Annotated in this window: 20 protein-coding genes; 8 read left to right on the top strand and 12 right to left on the bottom strand. The window is 68.1% G+C overall.

From position 1 onward, the window contains the following. Positions 1-97 precede the first annotated feature (97 nt). On the bottom strand, positions 98-721 hold the full coding sequence (locus NBRGI_RS01940; RefSeq protein ID WP_029892522.1) for a maleylpyruvate isomerase family mycothiol-dependent enzyme: 624 nt from the start codon (positions 719-721) through the stop codon (positions 98-100). A gap of 194 nt (positions 722-915) precedes the next feature. Here NBRGI_RS01940 and NBRGI_RS01935 point away from each other — a divergent pair, with 194 nt between their 5' ends. Continuing rightward, positions 916-1,635: a TetR/AcrR family transcriptional regulator gene (locus NBRGI_RS01935; protein ID WP_029892521.1), complete on the top strand. Its 720-nt coding sequence runs from the start codon at positions 916-918 to the stop codon at positions 1,633-1,635. A gap of 44 nt (positions 1,636-1,679) precedes the next feature. Here NBRGI_RS01935 and NBRGI_RS01930 read toward each other — a convergent pair whose 3' ends face one another. Together NBRGI_RS01930 and NBRGI_RS01925 are read right to left on the bottom strand one after the other, a co-directional pair. After that, complete coding sequence (locus NBRGI_RS01930; protein ID WP_029892520.1) at positions 1,680-2,204, bottom strand: hypothetical protein; 525 nt, start codon at positions 2,202-2,204, stop codon at positions 1,680-1,682. A gap of 127 nt (positions 2,205-2,331) precedes the next feature. Next, on the bottom strand, positions 2,332-3,006 hold the full coding sequence (locus NBRGI_RS01925) for a TetR/AcrR family transcriptional regulator (RefSeq protein ID WP_051727429.1): 675 nt from the start codon (positions 3,004-3,006) through the stop codon (positions 2,332-2,334). A 156-nt stretch (positions 3,007-3,162) separates the two neighbouring features. On the opposite strand from NBRGI_RS01925, the gene NBRGI_RS01920 reads away from it, so the two are divergent. After that, positions 3,163-4,308 carry an acyl-CoA dehydrogenase family protein gene (locus NBRGI_RS01920; RefSeq protein ID WP_029892518.1) on the top strand — a complete coding sequence of 382 codons (1,146 nt, stop codon included), beginning with the start codon at positions 3,163-3,165 and terminating at the stop codon, positions 4,306-4,308. 28 nt (positions 4,309-4,336) lie between these two features. On the opposite strand, the gene NBRGI_RS01915 is transcribed toward NBRGI_RS01920, so the two are convergent. Then, positions 4,337-6,001 carry a hypothetical protein gene (locus tag NBRGI_RS01915; protein ID WP_235210820.1) on the bottom strand — a complete coding sequence of 555 codons (1,665 nt, stop codon included), beginning with the start codon at positions 5,999-6,001 and terminating at the stop codon, positions 4,337-4,339. 401 nt (positions 6,002-6,402) lie between these two features. On the opposite strand from NBRGI_RS01915, the gene NBRGI_RS01905 reads away from it, so the two are divergent. From NBRGI_RS01905 to NBRGI_RS01885, 5 genes are read left to right on the top strand one after another with little or no spacing between them, the layout of a single operon-like run. Continuing rightward, positions 6,403-7,497 carry a glycosyltransferase gene (locus NBRGI_RS01905; protein ID WP_051727428.1) on the top strand — a complete coding sequence of 365 codons (1,095 nt, stop codon included), beginning with the start codon at positions 6,403-6,405 and terminating at the stop codon, positions 7,495-7,497. Further along, positions 7,494-8,609 (top strand): glycosyltransferase, encoded by a 1,116-nt coding sequence (locus NBRGI_RS01900; protein WP_029892515.1) that lies wholly within the window; start codon positions 7,494-7,496, stop codon positions 8,607-8,609. The genes NBRGI_RS01905 and NBRGI_RS01900 overlap by 4 nt, the downstream gene beginning before the upstream one ends. Beyond that, on the top strand, positions 8,606-9,607 hold the full coding sequence (locus NBRGI_RS01895; protein WP_029892514.1) for a glycosyltransferase: 1,002 nt from the start codon (positions 8,606-8,608) through the stop codon (positions 9,605-9,607). Before NBRGI_RS01900 ends, NBRGI_RS01895 begins: the two co-directional genes overlap by 4 nt. Then, positions 9,604-10,458, top strand: coding sequence for a glycosyltransferase family 2 protein (locus NBRGI_RS01890; RefSeq protein WP_029892513.1), 855 nt, complete (start codon positions 9,604-9,606; stop codon positions 10,456-10,458). Before NBRGI_RS01895 ends, NBRGI_RS01890 begins: the two co-directional genes overlap by 4 nt. Before the next feature lie 10 nt (positions 10,459-10,468). Further along, positions 10,469-10,906: a F0F1 ATP synthase subunit epsilon gene (locus NBRGI_RS01885; protein WP_051727427.1), complete on the top strand. Its 438-nt coding sequence runs from the start codon at positions 10,469-10,471 to the stop codon at positions 10,904-10,906. Positions 10,907-10,915: 9 nt separating this feature from the next. On the opposite strand, the gene NBRGI_RS01880 is transcribed toward NBRGI_RS01885, so the two are convergent. Further along, entirely contained in the window at positions 10,916-11,275 is a 360-nt protein-coding gene (locus NBRGI_RS01880; protein WP_029892511.1) for a hypothetical protein, read from the bottom strand. Positions 11,276-11,456: 181 nt separating this feature from the next. Here NBRGI_RS01880 and NBRGI_RS01875 point away from each other — a divergent pair, with 181 nt between their 5' ends. Next, positions 11,457-11,768: a hypothetical protein gene (locus tag NBRGI_RS01875; protein WP_029892510.1), complete on the top strand. Its 312-nt coding sequence runs from the start codon at positions 11,457-11,459 to the stop codon at positions 11,766-11,768. Between the two features lie 16 nt (positions 11,769-11,784). Here the strand turns inward: NBRGI_RS01875 and NBRGI_RS01870 are convergent, their stop codons facing one another. The 7 genes from NBRGI_RS01870 to NBRGI_RS48595 are packed head-to-tail and all read right to left on the bottom strand — an operon-like array spanning position 11,785 to position 21,180. Continuing rightward, the gene (locus NBRGI_RS01870) at positions 11,785-13,137 is read right to left on the bottom strand and encodes a cation:proton antiporter (protein WP_051727426.1); all 1,353 of its coding nucleotides are present in this window, start codon (positions 13,135-13,137) and stop codon (positions 11,785-11,787) included. Between the two features lie 36 nt (positions 13,138-13,173). Beyond that, positions 13,174-14,415, bottom strand: a complete 1,242-nt coding sequence (locus tag NBRGI_RS01865) for an ATP-grasp domain-containing protein (protein WP_158439745.1) — start codon at positions 14,413-14,415, stop codon at positions 13,174-13,176. A 20-nt stretch (positions 14,416-14,435) separates the two neighbouring features. After that, entirely contained in the window at positions 14,436-15,659 is a 1,224-nt protein-coding gene (locus tag NBRGI_RS01860; protein ID WP_235210819.1) for a methylaspartate mutase, read from the bottom strand. 25 nt (positions 15,660-15,684) lie between these two features. After that, entirely contained in the window at positions 15,685-17,169 is a 1,485-nt protein-coding gene (locus tag NBRGI_RS01855; RefSeq protein ID WP_051727425.1) for a hypothetical protein, read from the bottom strand. Next, complete coding sequence (locus tag NBRGI_RS01850) at positions 17,166-18,404, bottom strand: ATP-grasp domain-containing protein (RefSeq protein WP_029892505.1); 1,239 nt, start codon at positions 18,402-18,404, stop codon at positions 17,166-17,168. The genes NBRGI_RS01855 and NBRGI_RS01850 overlap by 4 nt, the downstream gene beginning before the upstream one ends. Then, entirely contained in the window at positions 18,404-18,892 is a 489-nt protein-coding gene (locus NBRGI_RS01845; RefSeq protein ID WP_029892504.1) for a cobalamin B12-binding domain-containing protein, read from the bottom strand. Before NBRGI_RS01845 ends, NBRGI_RS01850 begins: the two co-directional genes overlap by 1 nt. Continuing rightward, positions 18,889-21,180, bottom strand: a complete 2,292-nt coding sequence (locus NBRGI_RS48595; protein WP_200882104.1) for an LLM class flavin-dependent oxidoreductase — start codon at positions 21,178-21,180, stop codon at positions 18,889-18,891. Before NBRGI_RS48595 ends, NBRGI_RS01845 begins: the two co-directional genes overlap by 4 nt. Positions 21,181-21,445: the final 265 nt, after the last annotated feature.

The raw sequence follows: 21,445 nt of genomic DNA, 5'->3' as shown, positions 1-21,445 counted from the left end.
CTCGACGCGAAGCGCGGCGTCAGTGCGCCGAACGAAGCGGGCGAACCCCAGCGGTCCACAAAACGAAGCGCCCCGGCAACGGATACGCCTCCGACAGTCAGCGCAGCCGCGCGCGCAAAGTGTCGACACCGGGACCGTGCAAGTCCGCCAGCGCGACGGTACGGCCCGCGATGGCCATGAAGATGGCTTCGCCCGGACCGGTCACCGCGGGCCCGGTGCCGTGCTCCCAGTCGACATCCGTCGCGGCGAAACGCAATCCCCGCATGCGCGGGCCCGGTCGCAGGAACGGGTCGGGGTGGCGCAGCAGAGTGACCAGGCGATCGGCCGGTACGGTGCGCGGACGCGCGAGCGGGCGGCGGATGTCCTGGTGATGAATCATCAAGTCCGCCAGCACATTTCTCGGTGCGACCCGGGCGCCCAGGCCCTGACCGTGGATCGATTCGAAGGCGGCAAGCAGTTCGCCGGTCGTCTTGGACGCGCCGCGACGGATGTAGAGCTCGTTCAGCCGGTCCATCGACCCGCCACTGCGGACGATCTCGAAGACGTACCGCAGCGGTGGGGTCGCTTCGTAGAGCACATGGGCCACGACATCACGGACCCGCCATCCGGCGCAGAGCGTCTCGGTTTCCCACTCCTGCGGCGTGAGGGTACGCAGCAGGTCGGCGACGTCCCGATACTCCTGCGCCAGCATCGCCCTGGTACTGGTCTGCACTGCGGTCATGGCAGCTCCTGGTCCACGGAAGATCGACTTCCGCCCACAATGTAATCGCCGATCACTTTGTTACTATAATTCACAGCCGGCGCGACGCTGTCAATGAGCGAATCGACGTGGGCACTGTTCACAGTGTGATCAGCTTGTACGGGCAACGCTAGACTGCTCCGCAGCAGCCGCGAGCCCCTCGGAAAGGACCACCGATGCCCACCACCCCCGCCGCCACGCCGGGCCGGGCCACCAGGCGGACCGAACGGCGCGCCGAGACCATCGCCGAAATCAAATCCCTTGCCCGCCAACAGCTCGAGACCGAAGGCACCGGCGGCCTGTCGCTGCGCGGTATCGCGCGGGCGATGCGCATGTCCCCCGCGGCGATCTTCCGCTACTTCGACAACCAGTCGGCGCTGATCACCGCGCTGTGCGTGGACGCGTACGACAGCATGGCCGATGCCATCATCGCGGCGCAGCAGGACGCCGGCACCGAACCGGCGGCGCAGTGGCGCGCCTGCTGCGACGCCGCCCGGCAGTGGTCGCTGCACAATCGGGCCGATTTCGCCCTGATCAACGGCACGCCGATCCCCGGCCACCAGGCCCTGCCCGAGGAAACCGGGCCCGCCGCCGGGCGGACCGTCATCGCTGTGGGCGCGGCCTACCTGTCCGCGGTCGGCTCCGGCGCCGCCGACCCCGAACGAACAGCGGTGCCCCCCTTGGCGGTCGGCCCACTGATGAACGCCCTGCTGGACGGCGAGACACTGCCCGACACTCCCCTACCCGGCATCGTGGCCAACGCTTGGGCCTCGATCATCGGCTTCATCTCCGCCGAAATCTTCGGCAGCCTCACCGATCTCATCCCCGACACCGACGCACTGTGGCACAGCCACGTCACCACCGTCATGCGCGGCATGGGCTTTCAGCAACCCTGACGCGCCGAGGATTTCGTTCACCCGAAAAGCAATCGTAGAGCGACCTATTGGACGAGGGTCGACGGAACCGGAGTGGGGGCGGGTCCGCCGCCCGGGAAAGGCTCGGTGGTGGAGCAGCCGAGGGTGACGGCGGTGTCTTCGCGACCCACCCCCAGCAGCACATCGAGCAGGTAGCCGTCGGCCGGGCGGGCCTGTGTCTCGGTGGCGCCGTTCGGGTACGGGGGTTTGCGGACGAGTTCCCAGCCGAAGGATTCCCACGCCGCTTCGGCGCTCGCGTAGACCGCCGACGAACTGTCGCCCAGCAACCGGTACCCCAGCGAATAATGCTCGGCGCGCGGCAAGAACGCGCTGCCGGTACCCGTCTGCATGACATGCCCAGGCGGCAGCGAAACGTCGGGCGCCGCCTCGAGGTAGGTGCCTTCGGGCATGGCGCGGATGGTCTGCAGAAGATAGTCGAGACAGGTATCGCGCGCTTGCTGCGCATCGACGGGTGCCGCGTGCGAGGGCGCGGCGCAGGCCAGGATCGCGAGCAGCGCGCCCGGCACCGCCCTCGTGACGAGTTTCTTCATGGGGCTCACATCCTAAAATTCAGATTACCGAATGTTGCTGATCGGTAGCTTAACACTCGATCGGGCGCATCGGCCATGATTTCGATGGAGTCGGAACAACTGCCGGACGTGAGCACTCGGGCCGAGGTCAGACCTCGTCGGGCAACTCCCCGTGCAGGTTCAGCTCGATGCCGAGTCCGCGGAGCCGATGATCGAGCAGCAGCCACGCTTCGGTGGCGAGTTGCTCGATCAGCTCGTTCCGGGTCATGCCGCGGTGCACCAGCCACCAGCGCACCGACGCATCGATCAGACCGAGCAGGGCGACGACCAAGCGATCGGCCGCCAGTGGATCGGCGCCGAATTCCGGCAGGTAACGCGTTGCGGCAGCGGAGATCTCGGCGGCGAACGCACTACCGCCCACCCGCGGCTCGTCACTGCCGTGCCGGTAGTTGCGCTCCAGCAGGAACCGGTACAGGTTCGGGTGTTCATCGGCCCAGCTGACATGCTCGGCGATCGGCGCCCGGATGATCGCGTACGGCGAGCCCTCGATCTCGAGCGCCGCCCGGATCTGGCGCTTCAGATCGTCGTACGCACGCCGGGCCACGGCCAGATCCAGCTCTTCTTTGCTGGCGAAATGCCGGTAGACGTGACTGCGCGCCAAACCGGCCCGATCCGCGATCTGGCCCGTCAACGCGTCGGGCCCGTGCTCTTCGATGGCCGCGATCGCCGCGTCCACGATGATCCGCCGCCGCTCGTCCCGGCCCGGCGCGCGGCTCGTCGAGCGCCGCACCTCGGCGGTGTCGGTCCAGCGTCGTTCTGCCACGAGGTCTCACGTTAACGGAATGCGGGCAGCTCGACGCGCAGGAACTCTTGCCCGCACCGCATAGGTGGTACACACTGTACCCGCCGGGTACATGCTGTACCCGCGAATGCTGGTTACATACATCTCCAGCGTGGCGCCCGAACCAAAGGAGACTCGATGGCCGCCTACCGGTCGAGTTGGATGAACGACGACCTCGACGCGCTGCGCGAGCTCGCCCAAGCCTTCTTCGCAAAAGAGGTCACGCCGAACATCGAGAAGTTCATCGGCCAGCACCATGTCGACCGCGACCTGTGGACCAAGGCGGGCGAACTCGGCCTGCTGTGCCTGTCCATTCCCGAGGAATACGGCGGCGGCGGTGGCACTTTCGCGCACGAGGCGGTGCTGATCGAAGAGCAGGCCAAGGCCCTCGACACCGCGTGGGGCGCCAGCCTGCACAACGGCATCGTCGCGCACTACCTGCTGGCCTACGGCACCGAGGAGCAGAAGCGGCAGTGGCTGCCGAAGATGGCCACCGGCGAGGTGGTCGGCGCGATCGCGATGACCGAGCCCGGCACCGGCTCCGACCTGCAGAACATCAAGACCAAGGCGGTCCGCGAGGGCGACGAGTACGTCGTCAACGGATCGAAGACCTTCATCACCAACGGCGCACAGGCCGACCTCATCATCGTGGTCGTCAAGACCGATGCCACGCAGGGCGCCGCGGGCGTCAGCCTGGTCCTCGTCGAGGCCGAACGGGCCGGGTTCCGGCGCGGCCGGGTGCTCGACAAGATCGGCCAGAAGGGCCAGGACACCTCGGAGCTGTTCTTCGAGGACGTTCGCGTTCCCGTGACCAATCTGCTCGGCACCGCCGAAGGCCAGGGCTTCGTCCAGCTGATGCAGCAGCTGCCGCAGGAGCGCCTGATCATCGCGGTCGGCGCGGTGGCGGGCATGGAAACCGCGCTGGCGCACACGATCCGCTACACCAAGGAGCGCGAAGCGTTCGGCCGCACCATCTTCGGCTTCCAGAACACCAAGTTCAAGCTCGCCGAGGTCGCCACCGAGACCAAGATCGCGCGCGTGTTCACCGACGACTGCATCGTCAAACACATTGCGGGCGAACTCGATATCGCCACCGTCGCGATGGCCAAGTGGTGGACCACCGAGCGTGCGATGTCGGTCGCCAGTGAATGTCTGCAGCTGCACGGCGGTTACGGCTACATGACCGAGTACCCGATCTCGCGCATGTGGGTGGACAACCGGGTGCAGATGATCTACGCGGGCACCAACGAGATCATGAAGGAGATCATCGCCCGGACATTGTGAGCAACGCCGCCCGCGGTGGTCCGGTCGATCAGCTTCCCGGGGTCTGTCCCGGCCGCAGGGCCGGGCCGCAGGAATCGGCGGCGCGGAAGCCGGGCCACAGGGGCGGCAATACTCGGCCCGCGTAGTCGCGCAGCTGTTGCAGCTGGTTCTCCTCGCGGACAACGTCTTTGCGGACCCAGTCCTCGTCCGGTCGATCCGGGTCCGGCGAGCGGTGGATCCGGTAGTAGTCACGGTCGATGCGCGGGTCGACGGTGATCAGGTTGCCCATCCAGGCGCCGTGCGTGTGCACGAAGGTGGGTTTGATCTCGTCGAAGATGTAGTCGCTGAGATCGGTGTGGTCTTTGCCCGCGTAGATGTCCGCGATCCGGGCCTCGACCAGCCCGGCCATATCGATCAGCCGCAACCGCGACGTCAGCGAGCTGCCGCCCATGTCGGGGGTGAACAACGATCCTTGGTCGAGCTCCAGGATGTCGGCGTAGCCGTTGAAGACCTCCCCGAAACGCAGGACGATCCAGCACAGCGGCACATCGGAATTCGCGCGATACAAGCCGGATGCGTCGGCGAACGCGACACCCGACGGGATCAGTGCGCCGACAAGGGCGAGCACCACCAGAACCCGGCGGTACAGGTGCAGCTTCGCCAGCAGCTCGCCCGCCGAGATCGCGAAGACGACGGCTCCGAGCGCCCACACCGGGGTGGCGAAGCGGAACTGCGCCATCCAATCCGGCTCCAGCACACAGTAGGCGACCATCGCCAGGGCCAGCGGCACCAGTAGCGCGACCGCGCCGTCGCGCCACTTACCCGGCGATGCCAGGGCGAGCCCGACCGCGCCGACCGCCAGGATGACGGCGGGGGCGCCGGCGTACTGCACCAGGTCGCCGATCCTGCTCAGGTCCCCCACGCTGGGCATTTCCTGGTTCTTCGCGACCGCGGTGTTCGCGACGAGCCTTCCGAACTCGCTGTAGCGCCACCCGAGGTAAGCGCCGAACGGAAGCGCGAACGCCAGCCCCGAGTAGAGCACCCCGCGCAGCGCGGCCGGCCACGTCGCGCGCCGCACCAGCAGCAGCGAAATCGCCGGGTAGGCAACGAGATAGATGAGGCCGTCCGGGCGGGTCAAGGCGGCGAACGCCGCTATCGCCCCGGCGAGCACGGCCACCTTGGGCGTCCACAACCGCCCGTCCAGCACGGCGAGAAACAGGTGCACCGCCAACGCGCACGCCGCCAACGCGAACAACGAGTTCTCCAGCCCGGAGAAACACCAGATCACAAACGATGGGATCGCGGCCAGCAGCACCCCCGCCGCGAAGGTGACCAGCGCCGGCCAGCGCGAAACCCGCCGGGCCGCGAAGTAGCAGGCGGTGAGAATGCCCGCACAGCACAGCAGCGCAACCGCTTTCGGGTAGAGCACGTAGTCGGGTACGCCGAAGATGCTGCCGCGGTCGAAGAGTCCGCACCAGGACCCCACCACCAGCACGAAAAGCCAAGTGGGATTGGAGAACCCTTCCACGGGTGGCGCGCCCGGCTGCAACACCGGTCCCAGACCCGCGGCGACGCTGCGGGCGTAGGCGAAGGTGATGCCCGCGTCGTCGACCATCCAGCTGCCGTATTTGCTCGCCCGCCAGCCCAGTACCAGGGCACCGCCCGCAATCGCCGCCACCGCGGCCCACCACGACCAGCCCCCTCGCTGCCGCAAGCCTGCCCACCATTCGACCGAAGCTTGCAACCGCGCTCTCAACACCCCAACCAATCCGTGAACCGGCCGCCAAACTTACCCGACCGGTGCCGGCGAATCTGCACCGGTGCGGGGAGTGACCGACCCGTCGACACACAATGCCGGGGTCTGGGGCATTCGAACTCTGCACGCTGAACATCGCAGAGCTACCCGCGCAACCGGTCGGTAAACGATGTGTCCCGCCGACCATCCCGGTTTGCTCGAGAAGACCCCGGGTAGATCGGCATCGACTCAGCCACATGATCGTTTGGAAAGGGGTGCAATGCCATGCAGATCGACACAGGTAGGCCGCCCGTTCACCACGATGTCGGCATCGGTGTCCAGTTCGGCTTCGAGGCGGTTCATTACGCCGGGACCTCGGCATGACCGCCGTCGCCGACGCGCGAACACAGGCACGGAACGCGACACTGCGCGTCGCGTCGGTGCCTGCCTCGCACGTCTATGTCCGGCACCTGTCCCCGCTCGACGGGGCCGACGGGGTTGTGCGACTACCGGATCCGCGACCCGCCGACGGCCGCACGGTGCCGGGCGGCTGGTGGCCCCCGGTCATGCTCGATCCGCAGTGGATCCGGCGCAACCACCAGCGCTTCGATGTCTTCCATGTGCACTTCGGCTTCGACTCCGTACCGACCGAGGTGCTCGCCGATATCGTCGGTGAGCTGCGCGAGCACAACAAGCCGCTGGTCTACACCGCGCACGACCTGCGCAACCCGCACCAGCCCGATCCGCGCTCGCATCGCGAACAGCTGGACGTGCTGATTCCGGCCGCCGACGAGATCATCACGCTCACCCCGTCGGCCGCGGCACAGATCGAGCGGCAGTGGGGCCGCACGCCGCACGTACTGAGCCACCCGCATGTGGTGGAACGCGAGCTGATCGAGGCGCCGCGTCGAACCGGGCCGTTCGTACTCGGGGTGCACGCGAAAAGCCTGCGCGCCAACATGGATCCGCTGCCGATCCTCGAGGTGCTCGCCGAGACGATCGCGACACTGCCCGACGCACGGTTGCGCATCGACCTGCACGACGAACTGTTCGATCCCGAAAACCATTGGTACAACCCGACCGCGGGCGCGGCCCTGGTGGACTTCGGCCGCAGGCCCGGGGTGTCGGTGCGGGTGCACGAATATTTCACCGACGACCAACTGTGGCAGTACCTTTCGTCGCTGACGGTCTCGCTGCTGCCATACCGGTTCGGCACGCATTCGGGCTGGCTGGAGGCCTGCTACGACCTGGGTACCGCGGTCATCGCGCCGAGTTGCGGCTGCTACGCCGACCAACGCCGGTGCGCGGTCTTCGGTTTCGACGAGACCCACTTCGACGCCGCTGCCCTGGACCGCGCGGTGCGCGCGGTGTACGAGCGTCGCGCCGATCGCGCGGACTGGACCACACGCCGGCTCGAGCGCACCGCGCTGGCGGCGGCGCACCGCGGCATCTACGAGCAGGCGTTGTCCCGATGATCACGAACGAAAGTCGTTTGTCCATCGCGTTACTCGCCTCCAACCGGCATCCGATCAGGCAACCGTTCGCCGGCGGGCTCGAAGCGCACGTGTGGCATCTGGCCCGCGCCCTGCAAGCGCGCGGTCATCGGGTGACGCTGTTCGCCGCCGACGGCAGTGATCGAACGGCGGCGAGCGCGGCCTTGCGGGTGCGCGCCTTCAGCCCGAGCACCACGGCAGCCGCCGACGCCTCGATGCAGCCGCGGCAATTCCTCGCCGACCATCACGCCTACCTGACGGTGATGACCGACCTCGGCGCCATCGGGCCCACCTCGTTCGACGTGATCCACAATCACAGCCTGCACTACCTGCCGGTCGCCATGGCGCCCGCGCTGGGCGTCCCGATGCTGACCACGCTGCACACACCGCCGACGCCCTGGCTCGAGTCGGCCCTCGACGTCAGCAAGGGCCTCGGCTCGGCCTTCGTCGCCGTCAGCAGGCACACCGCGCAGTCCTGGCGACACGTCGTGCGCCGGGTCGGTGTCGTCGCGAACGGGATCGACCTGCGTGCGTGGCCGCAGGGGCCCGGCGGCGCCGACCTGGTCTGGTTCGGGCGACTGACGCCCGAGAAGGGCGCGCATCTCGCGATCGCCGCCGCGCGACGCGCGGGACGACGGCTGCACCTGGCCGGCCCGATCAGCGACGCAGGCTACTTCCACGAGAGCATTGCGCCGCGACTCGACGAAAACACGGTCTACCACGGCCATCTCGATCAGACCGCGCTCGCCGGCCTGGTCGGCTCGTGCACGGCCGCACTGATCACCCCGCTCTGGGACGAACCGTACGGCCTGGTCGTCGCGGAAGCCCTGGCCTGTGGCACCCCCGTCGTCGCGTTCGAGCGCGGCGGGATCCCGGAGATCGTGGATCCGGCGTGCGGCAGGCTCGTCGCGCCGGGTGACATCGACGCCATGGCCGCCGCGGTCGCACCCGCCGCGCGACTCTCGCGGGCCGCCGCGCGAGCCCGGGCAGTGGCGGCGTGCGGCATCACCACCATGGTCGACAACTATCTGCAGCACTACCGCCGCCTCATCACCACCGCGACCTACTCCGAAACCTGGAAGGGGGCAGCATGATCGGCTACTACATTCATCATCACGGCGCGGGTCACCTGATCCGGGCGCGCACCATCTGCGCCGAACTCGCCACGCCCGTCACCGCTCTCACGTCGCTGCCCGTCGCGGACCCGGTGTTCGCGGACAGTGTGCGGCTGCCACCGGACGACTCGGCTCCGGCCGTGCTCGATCCCACCGCTTCGGGTCGCCTGCACTGGGTGCCCAAAACCGATGCGGGACTGCGGGACCGGATGGCGCGGATCGCGAGCTGGATCGCCACCGAACGGCCCGCGGCCCTCGTGGTCGACGTCTCGGTCGAGGTCGCGCTGCTGGCCAGGCTGCACGGCGTGCCCGTCGTCGCCGTGGTGCTACCCGGCACCCGGGTCGACGCACCGCACAACCTGGTGCACGATCTGGCCGACGCGCTCCTCGCCACCTGGCCGCAGGCGCGCTACGACCCGCCTTGGTTGCGGGCCTACGCGGACAAGACCCATTACGTCGGCGGGGTCAGCCGCTTCGCGGGGCAGCCGCCGGCCGCCCGTCGCGAGATCGCAGCCCGACCGACCGTGCTCGTGCTCGCCGGTGCCGGCGGCAGCCGGTTCACCGCGGCGACCATCCGCGAGTGCGCCGCACAGCACCCGCAATACCGCTGGCGCACAGCGGGTTTGGGTGACTGGGTGGACGATCTCTGGCCGCTGCTGTGCGACGCGGACGTCGTCGTCGCACACGCCGGACAGGGTGCGGTCGCCGATATCGCCGCCGCCGCCAAACCCGCCGTGCTCATCCCCGCGGAGCGCCCGTTCGGCGAACAGCACGCCACCGCGACGGCGCTCGCCGATGCCGGACTCGCCGTCGTCGCCGACGCGTGGCCCGCACCGGACCGGTGGCCCGCGCTGATCGAGGCGGCTCGGCGCACGGACGCCGGACGCTGGCGGGAGTGGCGCACCCACGGTGCGGCGGCGCGCGCGGCCGCCGTCATCGACCGGGTGGCCCGCAGCGCCACCCGGGCCGCGGCATGACTCCCCCGACCGCCGTCATCACCTTGGCGGCGGGACGAATCAACCACCTGCGCAGCCAGTTTCGTGGCCTCGCCGCGAGCACCGTACCGCCGGACGAGCACATCGTGGTGGCCATGGGCGATCCCGCCGTCCTCGACCTCGCCCGGCGACACGGCGCGCACGGCGTCTGGCTGGACGGGGGGTCGCCCCGGCTGCCCCTGGCCCGGGCACGCAATCTGGGCGCCAGGACGGCGCTCGCGCAGGGCGCGGAACTGCTGATCTTCCTCGACGTGGACTGTATTCCGAGCCCCGGCCTGCTCGCCCGCTACCAGGCCGCGGCGGACGCCGAGCCGCGACTGCTGTGCGGGCCCGTGACCTACCTTCCGCCCGCCCCGCCCGGCGGCTACGACCTGTCCGCGCTGCACCGGCAGCGCGATCCGCATCCGGCGCGACCGGACCCGCCGGCGCGGACCCACGCCGACAGCACGGATTTCGACCTGTTCTGGTCGCTCTCGTTCGCCGTCACCGCCGAGACCTGGCGCCGGGTGGGCGGCTTCTGCACCCGTTATCGGGGTTACGGCGGCGAAGACACCGACTTCGCCTACAAGGCGGCGGCCGTGGGCGCGCGCCTGCGCTGGGTGGGCGGGGCGGACGCCTATCATCAACACCACCCGGTCTCGGATCCGCCGATCGAGCACCTCGACGAAATACTCGTCAACGCAACAACTTTCCATCGCCGCTGGGCGCGCTGGCCGATGCGGGGCTGGCTCGACGGCTTCGCCGCCGCCGGGCACATCGCCTACGACGACGCGGCGCAGCGCTGGAACCTGATCCGCACCCCCGTCGACAGCACTGCCGTCGGACATCGATAGGAGGTCAGCAATGCAACGGAGTTCCGGCCGCGACACGCGGTTACGCACCGCCCGTGGTCTGGCGGTCGTCCTGGCGGTGCCCGGCTATCGGGAATTCGTGTTCAGTGCCGACCGGGTGCGGGTGCCCACCGTCGACGGCGTCCAGGTGCTCGAGCCGGGCCACGACCGGATGGACGTGGCCCTCGACATCGGAGTGCTCACGGTGCGGGCGGGTGCTCGGGAGTGGCTGGCGGCGCTGCACGGCGGCGAGCTACGCGCGGTCGACGACGAGATCCGTTTGACGGCACAGGGATTGGAGTTCGCGGAGCGGATCGATGTGGTCCGCGCGCGTACCGCGCAGACCGATGCGGCCCAGCGGCTGACCGATGATCGCTCGGATTGCGAAGCCCGAGCGGCCTTGCAGCGCGCGAATGTTCGGCTCGCGGTCGCGGCGCGCGTGCACTGCTGAGCGGGCCGCTCAGTTCGCGACCGCACCGCCGCCGATGCTCAGGAAAACGGTCATGAGCACGAACAGGAACCACCCCGCGCCCTGCCAGATCGGCCAGTTCCGGCCGCGCCGCCACTGCTGATACGTCCGGATGAATGCGCCGATGCCGCCGAGCAGAACTACCACGGCGGGACCGGCCAGCACCGCGGTCTTGGCGGTGGTGTCACACAACGTGCTCTGCGCGGCCGCACAGGCCTCCCGATTCGCCGCCCACACCGTCGTCGCCACGAACACCGCCGCGGCCACCCCCAGCACCGCCAGCACATAGGCCGCGGCCTGGCGGAACGTGCCCTCGTCGGTCCAGCGCTTCTCGACGTCCTCGGTCCGCACCGTGCTCACCTCCTGTCGAATCGACTGCCTGTTCGGGCACTACCCGGTGGGCTGCTGTCAAACAGGGGGCGGTGGCCGTGCGCATGATCGCAATCACATCGGCTTCGGCCGGATCGACTGATTGCGCGGACCTAGGCCGGGTAGCGCGTGACTGTGCCCAACCCGACAAGCGAGGAGGATCATGGTCAGCCACGACGTCATCGCCCAGCTCCGCCAGGACATCACGACCGCGGAGAACTCCGGTGATCAAGCCGCCACCGATCGCCTGCGCGCGGAACTGAGCGACGCGATCGACGCATTGGACAACACCGATTCCGGCGACGGGAACGCCGCCACCGGCGGTCTCGCCGGTACCGGCGCCGCACCGCAACCGTCCGACGCGCCCCGGCGCGCGGCCGCCGATCTCGGCCCCGGCAGTTACGACGGCACCGACGATCTTCCGGCCAATATCCCGGGCGCGGTCCCCGAGGACGCGCAGGAGCCGCCGGATTGAGGAAAGGAACGATCGGTTAGCCGCCTCCGGCCCCAGCACGCTGCGGCAGTTCCTCACGTTCGGGTTCGATGCCGCGGCGGCGCAGGTCGTCGCCCGAGAGCAGCGGCCAGCCTTTACGCAGGACGTAGTCCAGCCAGAAACCGCATGCCTGGGAGGTGAGGACGGCGGTGAGGACCAGCGTCGTATAGAAGGTGGCGTTGATGATGCCCGCGTCGAAGGCGACCGAGGCCATGACGATGCCCGGTCCCCCGCGTGCGTTCTGCGTGACCGCGAGATTGACGATGTCGAGCCGGTTCATCCCGGCCAGCTTGGCCCCGAGTCCGACGGACAGGAACACCACCAGCGAGGTGCCGAGCAGGAACCCCGCGAGCATGAACGGATCGAAGGTCTCGGTCAGGTCGAGCCGATAGCCGACGATGGCGAAGTAGAGCGGGACGAAAAAGTGTCCCGCCACCTCGCCGAGCGCGTGCATAGGTGCCTGAAACCGTTCCTGCTCGGTGCCTTTCATCCCGCCCATGACGCCGAACCCGGCCAGCAGGGCGGCGAAGGCGAGCGTCACGTCCAGCGCCGCCGCGAGCGAGACGTAGCCCAGGAACACGACGAGCATCCACGCGATGGGCGAATTGCGCGCCACCACATTCCATCCGGCGCGCGAGAGCTTGCGCAACACCGCGGGCATGACGGTGAGCGCCAGCACCACGAAGCAGGCGTTCACCGCCATGTGCTCGCCGATGGCGGCGGTCAGGTCGCTGCCCGCGGCGATCGAACTCGCCGAGGCGATCGCGGTGGCCACGGACAGCACGCCCCACAGGGCGATGTCCTCGAGCACGGCTGAGCCGAGTTGCAGGCTCGCGAACCGGGTGTGCAGGATGCCCAGGTCGTAGAAGATCTTGGTGATCACCGGAATCGAGGTCACCGCCGTGGCGGCCGCGAAGACGAGCACCACGGCGTGCGTACTGCCCGCGGTGCCGGTGAACGCGCCGAGCGGCAGCAGCGGTGCGGCACCGAGTGCGAGCAAGAACGGCAGCGGGGTGCCGATCCCCAGAATCCAGGCGGTGGCCCTGCGGTTCTGCGACCCCAGCAGATGCTTTGCGGCACAACCCGATACGAACATCAGCAGGAGTAGACCGAGGTGGTACAGGAAGCCCAGCGGCACCGCCCGGCTGGCCGCGTCGTCGGTGCCGAACAGCTCGGTCGCAAAACCGGGCGCGAGCTGTCCGAGCACCGTTGGCCCGAGGAGTATTCCGGCCAGGATCTCGCCGACGACCTTGGGCTGGCGCAGCTTGCGGAACAGCTGTCCGAGCAGATTGGCCGCCAGCAGCAGCACCAGGACGGCCAGCAGGACCTGCCCGAGTTGCGGATTCGTCATCGAAACCTGCGGCTTTCCTGGTCTGTGGCGACGCGGCTACAGCAACGCGTGCTCGAGTTGGCGTAGCGCCTGATAGCACCGCTCGATCTCGGCGTCGTCCGTGTGCACGAGGAACACGACACCGGGCGAGGAGTTGAGATCGACCGTCGGCCTGGTCAACGTCTGATCACCGATCCGGAAGCGCACGCTCTCCACGGCGGGCAGCCGTTCGAGTTCTTCCCGGAGCACGGGCGCGGGCAGCGGAACCTCGCGGTGTGCAATGAGATTCACGCAGCGCGCGTGCTCGCGCCGGGTGTACACGGCCGGCTGGGTGGCCAGCGCGTTCCCGCCACCGAGGTAGCAGTCCATCGTCAGGTCCACCTGATTCACCCCGGTGCACCGATCGAGGGCGCGCGGATTGGCCAGGCCGGATAATCGCGCCCCGGTCTCCAGCAGCACCGGACCTGCTGCGGTATAGATCAATTCGGTGTGCGCGGGCCCGTTCACGATACCCAGCGCGTCCAGTACGCCGGCGACGTAGTCGAGAATCTCGTCGAACCGCGGGTCCGACCGCGAGAGCAGATCCTCGTAGTCGTAGATCCTGCGGTTGTCCCGCACGGTCTTCTTGTGGCTGATCCAGGCATCGGTGAACCAGTGCATCCCGTCGCGGCTGACGGAATTGACGATGTACTCCTCCCCCACCAGATACTCCTGGGCCAGCACCGCCGCGTTGGTCCGCAGCATCAGGTTCGTCTTGCCGATGATCGTGCGGACCGCGGTGCGCACCTGCGCCTCGGTATCGCTGATGAACACGTCGTCGGAGCCCGCGCTGTCGAGCGGCTTGACCACCATGCGTTCGAGCCCGGCCGCGCGCCGCCAGGCCAGCAGGTCGGCCACCTCGCTGGTACGCCGCTGCCGCGCGGTGCGCAACCCAGCGGCGCCGACCGCCTCCAGCATGTGGAACTTGTCCCGCCGCACATGCGACAGCGCCGGATCGTTGCCGCGCAGGCCCAGTTTCGCGGCGATCTCGTCGGCCACCTCGACCCCGAACTCGCTGGCCGCGATAACCGCGATCGGGGCGAGTTCGGCGAGCCTGCGCATGACGTCGTCGGCATGGTCGGTGTAGGCGAAATCCTCGGCGAACAGCTCGGCGGGCAGGCTCGCCGAGAAGGTCGCGGGCAGCCGGGCCCGGGACCGGACGTGGATCAGCCGGTACCGATGCCAGGCTTGCAGGGCCAGCAGCGCGCCCGTGGAGAACGCGTCCACCAGGACCACAGTGGACGGATTGTCTTCGGACATCGAGCTTCCCATCTGGGTGTTCACGGAATCAGGCGGCTGTCATAGCTGTTCGCGACATGGTCGAGCATCCCGTACAGCGCGTCCGAGCCGAGTCGGGCCAGGTCGGCACGACCGGCACTGGGCGGCAACGGAAGTCGGCCCAGCTCGCCCCAGCGCAACGCGCCCTGCTCATCGATCACGGTGGTCGCGGCGCCGAGGTTGTCGTTGTGCAGGCAGAACGGGACGTCGAGCAGCCCGGTGGCGAAAGCCCGCAGCAGCGCCTCGCCGACGTCGGCGTGCAGATCGAGCACCGTGTCGATGAGCAGGCGCGCCTCGGCGAGCACCTCCGCGAAGTACATGTCCGCGGCCGCGGAGGCCGGATCGAGTGGTCCGGCAGCCTCTTCCGCGGCCATGCGCAAGGCCGCGATGTTCTCCGGCACCGACGGAATCTGCCAGGCCTCCGACACCGTCTTCACGATCATCCGCTCGCAACCGGTGGCGATGGCCAGCCGGGCGCTGTCGCGGATCAACCGGCTCGCGCCGTCGGGTGTGCGCGGGAACAGTCCCATATAGGTGTAGAACACCACGTGCCAGGTCACATCGCCGAGGTAGGCGTCGGCCAGGGTCCGCAGCGCGCGTAGCGCGCCACGATCCTGTTCGGCCAACGTCCCCTGCGCGTAGCTGAACGACATGTACCGCAACCCGTGCTGCCGAAAGAAACAGCCCTCCAGCACGCCCATCGCCACCAGCAGCGAGGGTGGGCAGAGCTGACCGAGCAGACAACCCCCGAAACTCTCGATATGGCCGAATTCAGTTGCGCCCGCGAGGAACCGGGTGCTCTCCGCCCAGGCGTCGATGGCCTCGCGCAGCGGCAGCCTGCTGTAGGGCAGGCAGTACGAGACCGGCCCGCCCTCGGTCGCGTCCAGACCCACCTCGACCAGCCGCTCGAAGACCCGCAGCGGCAGGGCGGTGCCGTGGCGCACCTGGACCGGGAAGTTCGGCCCGTACAGCCCGGCGAGCAGCTTCCTGGTCTCCGCGACCGGATGCGAGACGAGCGGGTACCCGTTCAACTCCTCGCCCGCGGCCAGCCGTTCCAGCGGCGTCCGGTAGTCGCCGACGCGGGTGTAGCTGTCCAGCGTGAGCGTGCCTATCACCGGAAAATCGAGGTAGGCCACCCGAGCGAGACCGGACCGCATCGCCGACAGGCTGCCGAACCCCATCCGCGGCTGGACCACCAGCTGCCCGGCCGCGGCCCGGTCCGCCACGAATCGATCGAAGTAGCCGCCCACGTCACCGGCCCGAGATCAGCTCTAGCGTCGGCAATCCGGACCGCGGGTCCACCGTGTGCACCTGGGACTTGTGCGGATCACCCGCGCGCACCTTGGCCATCACGGTATCTCCGGCCGCGAAATCGACCAGGGCACTGCGATAGAGCGTGCGCAGATGGGCGATGGACAACCCGGACACCTCGGTCAGCCACGCGGCGGCGCGGTCGTCACCGGACTCCCCGCGCAGCACGGCGTGCAGGGCGGGCACGTCGCCGAGCCGCTCGGGATGGCAGCGTTCGACGAATTCGGCAAGGCGCGCACCCTCGTTCGTGAACGGCGAGAAGACCAGCGCGACCAATGCGGCCTCGTCCAGCCCGAAGGCCTTCTCCGCGAACGCCGCGGCCACCTCCCGCCGTTCCACGATCTTGTCCGGCGAGTCGTAGCGGGCGAGGGCCAGCTCGATGAGCTGGTCGGGCATTTCCTTCTTGCGCATCATCGTCTCGGCGAATTCCAGATACTCGGTGATGCCCGCCTGATAGGTGCGGCCCTGCACGTACTGCACCCGCAGGCCGCGCAGGTGCGCCATGAGAGTCGGGTTGGCGCAATCGGATTCGGTGAAACTGAAAGCCAGGTCGTCGAACCGGAAACCGAGGAAATCGACGATCAGGTCCCAATGGTCGTGCACCCGATAGCTCACCAGGTCGTAGATGGAGACGAAGGTCGGCTGCACCGAGCGATCACCCACCGCGACCTCGCGCTCGGCCGATTCCTGCTCGGCGGCGCCGAACAGCTCGTGGAAGTAGGCGTCGCCGACCCCGCGCAGCGCCTGCAGCAGATCCTGGAACGTCATGCCCTTGCGCTGCACGTCGATGCCGATGCCTTTGGCCAGCCGCAGAATCCATGCCGCGTACAACGCCTGTTCGCGGCGGGAGTCGCCGGTCATGATCGCGTCGACCCCGCCCTGCCACCAGGCCGCGCGACCGTAGAAGTCGGCGACCGCCAGGTTGCAGCTGTTGCAGAAGGTGGGGCGGCCGTCGCCCGCCGAGCGGTGCCCGTTCATCAGCACGTCGAGCCGGTTGATCGCCACCAGCTGGTCCGGCAGCGGCAGATCTACTCGGAAGCGGCGGATCTCGGTGTGGTCGATGGTGAGCAGTTCGGCCCGTTCGTCGGTCAGCAGACCCAGCGCCGAATACACCCGATCGATGTTCTCCATGACCGCGCCGACCACGCCGGCATGGCGCATGTTGGCCACCCGCATCAGGAACGTGCTGCCGTGCGCGAGTTGCAGATGCAGCTGCACGGCACGCACGAACGCGACGACGTAGGTGCTGTCCTTGCCGCCGCCGTAGGCGACCATCACCTTGTAGCCATCGAGGTGATCCACCCCGCCCGCGGCCTCGACCAGTTGGTCGCCGACCGCCGCGACGCCGAGCTTCTCCTCCTCGGTGAGGAATCCGATCAGCTGCTCGTAGCGTGTCCGATCGTCGATACCATGTGCACTGTTCACAGTGATTCCGCCTCGAAGTCGAAGTTCTCGATGATCTTCCGGATGCCCGCCTCGACGACGTGCTCGTCCTCGTGCAGCAAGATGAATCGCCCACGATGCAATGCGTCGTAGGCGCCACCGGGCGCCAGCACCTGCCCCGGCGCGGGCAACAGTTCCCGCCAGAGCGCCGGCACCTGCTCTCGCATCGAGGACGCACGCACCACCCGCTCGGCGTGCTTCTCGGATTTGGGCATGATCAGCCAACCCCCGGAGGCGTCGGCGTAGTCGGGAACCTGCGGGACCGGGTCACCGGCCAGTGTCCGCAGGAACATCTCGTACAGGTTCACCCCGAACACCCGGTACAGCAGGTGCGGGACCTCCGCGCCGCCCACCCGCCCGCCGATCTCGAGGAACACCGGGTCACCCGCGGGGGTGATGAACACCTCGAGGTGAAAGGGCAAGCGGCGCAAATCGAGTGCGGATACCACCTGCTGGCAGAAATCCTCGAGCATGGTCCGTCGCGGCGAGGACCGCAGCAGGACCGAGCCCAACGGCTCGCCGTGCGCGAAGGACAAGCAGTCGTTGATGTACCGGGAGACAGCCTGGAACACCACGTGCGCGTGGTCGTCGACGAAACCGTCGATATGGTAGATCTCGCCTGCGACGAACTCCTCGACCTCGTAGCCGGACAGGTCCAGAACGTCCAGTGCCGCATCGAGTTCCGCGTCGTCGTCCACCCGGCGCACGCCGATGCTGGCGGCGGCGGCCAGCGGCTTGAGGATCAGCGGATAGCCGCAGTCGGCCGCGAACGTGCGCACCTGCTCGGCGCTCACGCAGGAAGCGAAGCGCGGCACCGGGATTCCCGCCTTCTCCAGCACCTGTTTCATCCGGACCTTGTCCCGGTAGACCGCCACCTCGTCCAGCGACGGCCCCGGAATGCCCAGTTGCGCACGGACTTCGGCCGCGATCTCCAGCGTGAACTCCGACAGCGCGATCAGCTCGTCCACCGGCCCGACCCGCTCGATGATCTCCCGCACGGCCGCACCGAGCGCCACCACGTCGTTGACGTCGGGGACCCGCACCTGCCACGCGATCTTGCTCGGATCCATCAGCACGCCATCGGCACCGGGACCATCCACGACATAGCTCACCCGGTTCGCTTCATGATCGATGAACTCCTCGTAGCGGGTGAGTTCGTTGTCCCAGCGAATCCCGTCGAAGAACCGTGGCCACCGGTTGACGATGACGATATGCATCAGCAGACCTCTCGCGTTTCCGCGTTCTCGCTGTCCCACGGCGTGATCACGGCACGATCCGCACGCCATGCCGAAAACCCCTGGGCCATACCGAAACGCAGGAATCCGCGGAAGCGATCGATGGCATCGTCGCCGAGGAACACATCGGTGTAGCCCAGCTCGAGCAGTTCGCGCCGCACCCGGTCGTCGTCGGACACCGCGGTGGTCAGCTTGCCGCCGATCGCGCACGGCACCTCGAGTCCGCGTTCGCGCAGTGCGGACAGCAGCACCCGGGCGCCGTGGAACCCGTGACCGTTGACGCTCGACACGACCAGCAGGTCGGGGCGATCGGCACGGATCGCTTCGGCCACGCTCTGCACCGGTGTGCACGTCCCGAGGTTGCGCACCTCGGCGCCGTGCTCCTCGAGCAACTTCTGCAGATAGACCAGATTCCAGAGATGGGAATCGGATTCGACGGTGCTCAGCACGCACCGGAAAGTGGCGTTCATGTCACGACCTCGACGTTAGCGTTCTCGCGGGCCAGGAGTGCTTTACGGAAGCTGGCCATCGTCAACGGCAGGAATACCGCGCCGAACAGGCAGAGCAGGCAGCCCAGCCACAGCGCAAGTCGTTGGGGTCCGATGGTGGCGCCCAGGCCACCGATCAGCAGACCCGCGATCGGATAGGACAAAAGGTTGAGCAGATAGAACGGCCCCATCACCTTGCCGAGATGTTGGCCGGGTATCACCTTCACCCGCTGGGTGCGGTTGTAGATGTTGTAGAGCGCGTCGCCGACGAGCATCGCGACGAAGGCGGGCGCGTAGATCCAGTAGGACGGGGCGAGCGCCGCGATCAGGAACGCGCCGCACATCAGCCAGAAGCCGGTAGCGCCAATGGGTTCCACGCCGACGCGGCGCAGCAGCGCGGGCATCAGCAGCAGGTTCAGCAGGCCGGTGACGCCGACCGCAGCGTTCAGCAGGCCGTACGCGGAGTCGGGCGCCTTGAAGACATCGGTGACCAGGGCCGCGTTCGACACGATCAACACTCCCACCACCAGATTGATGGTGAAGTTGAGGATGCCGAGCAGCAGGACCGGCCGGATGCGCACCATCAGCTGCCACCCGATGCCCAACTCCGCCAGCACTTTCCGAGCCGCCCACTCGACCCGCTGCCGGGTCTGCGGGCGGGGCAGCGGCAACCAGGTCAGCGCGCTGATGCCGAAGGCGGCGGCCGCGACGAGCAGCAGCCACAGCTTGCCGAGGAACGCCGCGGCCACGATCGCCAGCGCGGGCCCGAGCGCCATGGCGAGCAACTCCATGTTCTGCACCAGCGACTGCACCGTGGCGATCTGGGAGTCCTTGGCCAGCTGGGGCACCATCCGCTCGATCGACATCCGGATCGGCGCCACACACAGCGACAGGAACGCACCACCCGCCATCAGTGCGGGCACCATCCAGTCGGGCTGCACGACGCAGACGAACACGACGGTCAGCAGGATCAGCGCCCGCAGCACCGCGACCCGGGTGAACAGCCTGGCCCCGCCGTCACGGTCGGCGAGCAGACCGGCGAACGGGTAGGCGATGAGGGCGGGCGCCCATTCCAGCGCGAACGCGAAGCCGAGGGTGGACACCTGCTTGGTGTCGTGAAAGATCAACAGCGGCACCGCGAACAGCACCACTTGTTCGGCGACCAGGCCGAGCAGAACGCCGGTACCGAACAGCGCGCTGTGCCGCGGCACCGCTCGCGGCGTCATGCCAGCCGTCTCTCGTGTTCCCGGATCAGGGGCAGCACGTGGGTGTAGAAGATCCGCATCTCGTCCCTGGTCGGCCAGCCGGAGAAGATGAACTCGCTGACCCCGTGCGCCTTGTATTGATAGAGGTAGTCGGCGACCTCCTGATAACTGCCGACCACACACAGCGCGGGTCCGCCGCGATAGGGCACGAAACCGGAATAGATCATCGGCGAGAGCCAGTCGCCGTCGGCCTGTTCGGCCAGCCGGAAGGAGGTCTTGACGGCCTCGGAGTCCGAGGCCGCGACAACCTTCGCCCCATGCTTTGTGCGCCTCGTCCGGGTTCTCCTGCATGGCGGCGAGATCGGTGAGCGCCTGTTCCCGGGTCTCCCTGGCCAGCACGTGCATCCGGGTGCCTACCCGAATGCCTTTGTCCAGCACCGGCCTTGCCGCGGCGCCCATTCCCTCGGGGGTGTCGCCGTAGCGCAACCAGCAGTCGCCGAACATGGCGGCCGTCTCCTGCGCGACCCCCGACGCGCCGCTCAGATAGATCTCGGGCCGGCCGCCGTTCTTGTAGCCGAGGCCTAGCGCCGCCTCTTTGATGACGTAGTGGTCACCCTCGTAGGTCAGCGGCTTCTCGCCGCGCCAGAACCGATGGCAGATCTCGAGGAACTCCTGGGTGCGGGCGTAGCGCCCGTCGTGGGCGACGAAATCGCCGTAACCGGCCTGCTCGGCCGGGGAGATGCCGGCGACCAGGTTCAGCGAGATCCGCCCGTTCGACATCCACGAGATCGTGTTCACCACCTGGGTGAACAGCGTCGGCGACAGCAGGCCGGGCCGGTAGGCGAGGATGAACGTGACGTTCTCGGTCTCCCGGACCAGCGCGCCGATCATCGGCAGCGGATCGGGCATGTAGTCGGCGATGCCCATCAGCAGGGAGTCGACGCCGAGCGCGTCGGCCTCCTGCACGAAGGAGACCATGCCGTCGAAGTCGAGTTCGCCGACTCGATACTTCTCGGTGGCTTTTTGCTGCCCGCTGTCCAGCGGCGCACACCAGTGGAACCTCAACTCGCCCCGGTCGGTCTCACGTGTATGAGACAGCGGAGCAAAGTTCGTACGGTCGTAGTTCATTTTTATCGGGATTCACTTCCGGTATCGCAGCGGAGGGTGGAGAAGGTGCTCAGCATCGATTCAGACAACGACTGATCCAAATCCACCCTCTCAGAATTCACACACCCGGAGCTGCACCCCCAGATGCTCCCGAAGCGAAGTCGCACCCCATTCCAACTCCCCGGCCCTGTTAAAGCCAAGTTACCTCGGCCCTCACCGGCTG

It is taken from the genome of Nocardia brasiliensis IFM 10847 (assembly GCF_000710915.1).
Classification (GTDB): Bacteria; Actinomycetota; Actinomycetes; order Mycobacteriales; family Mycobacteriaceae; genus Nocardia; species Nocardia brasiliensis_A.
The sequence above is the reverse complement of the archived record's forward strand: the minus strand, read 5'-3'. Positions and strand labels throughout refer to the sequence as shown.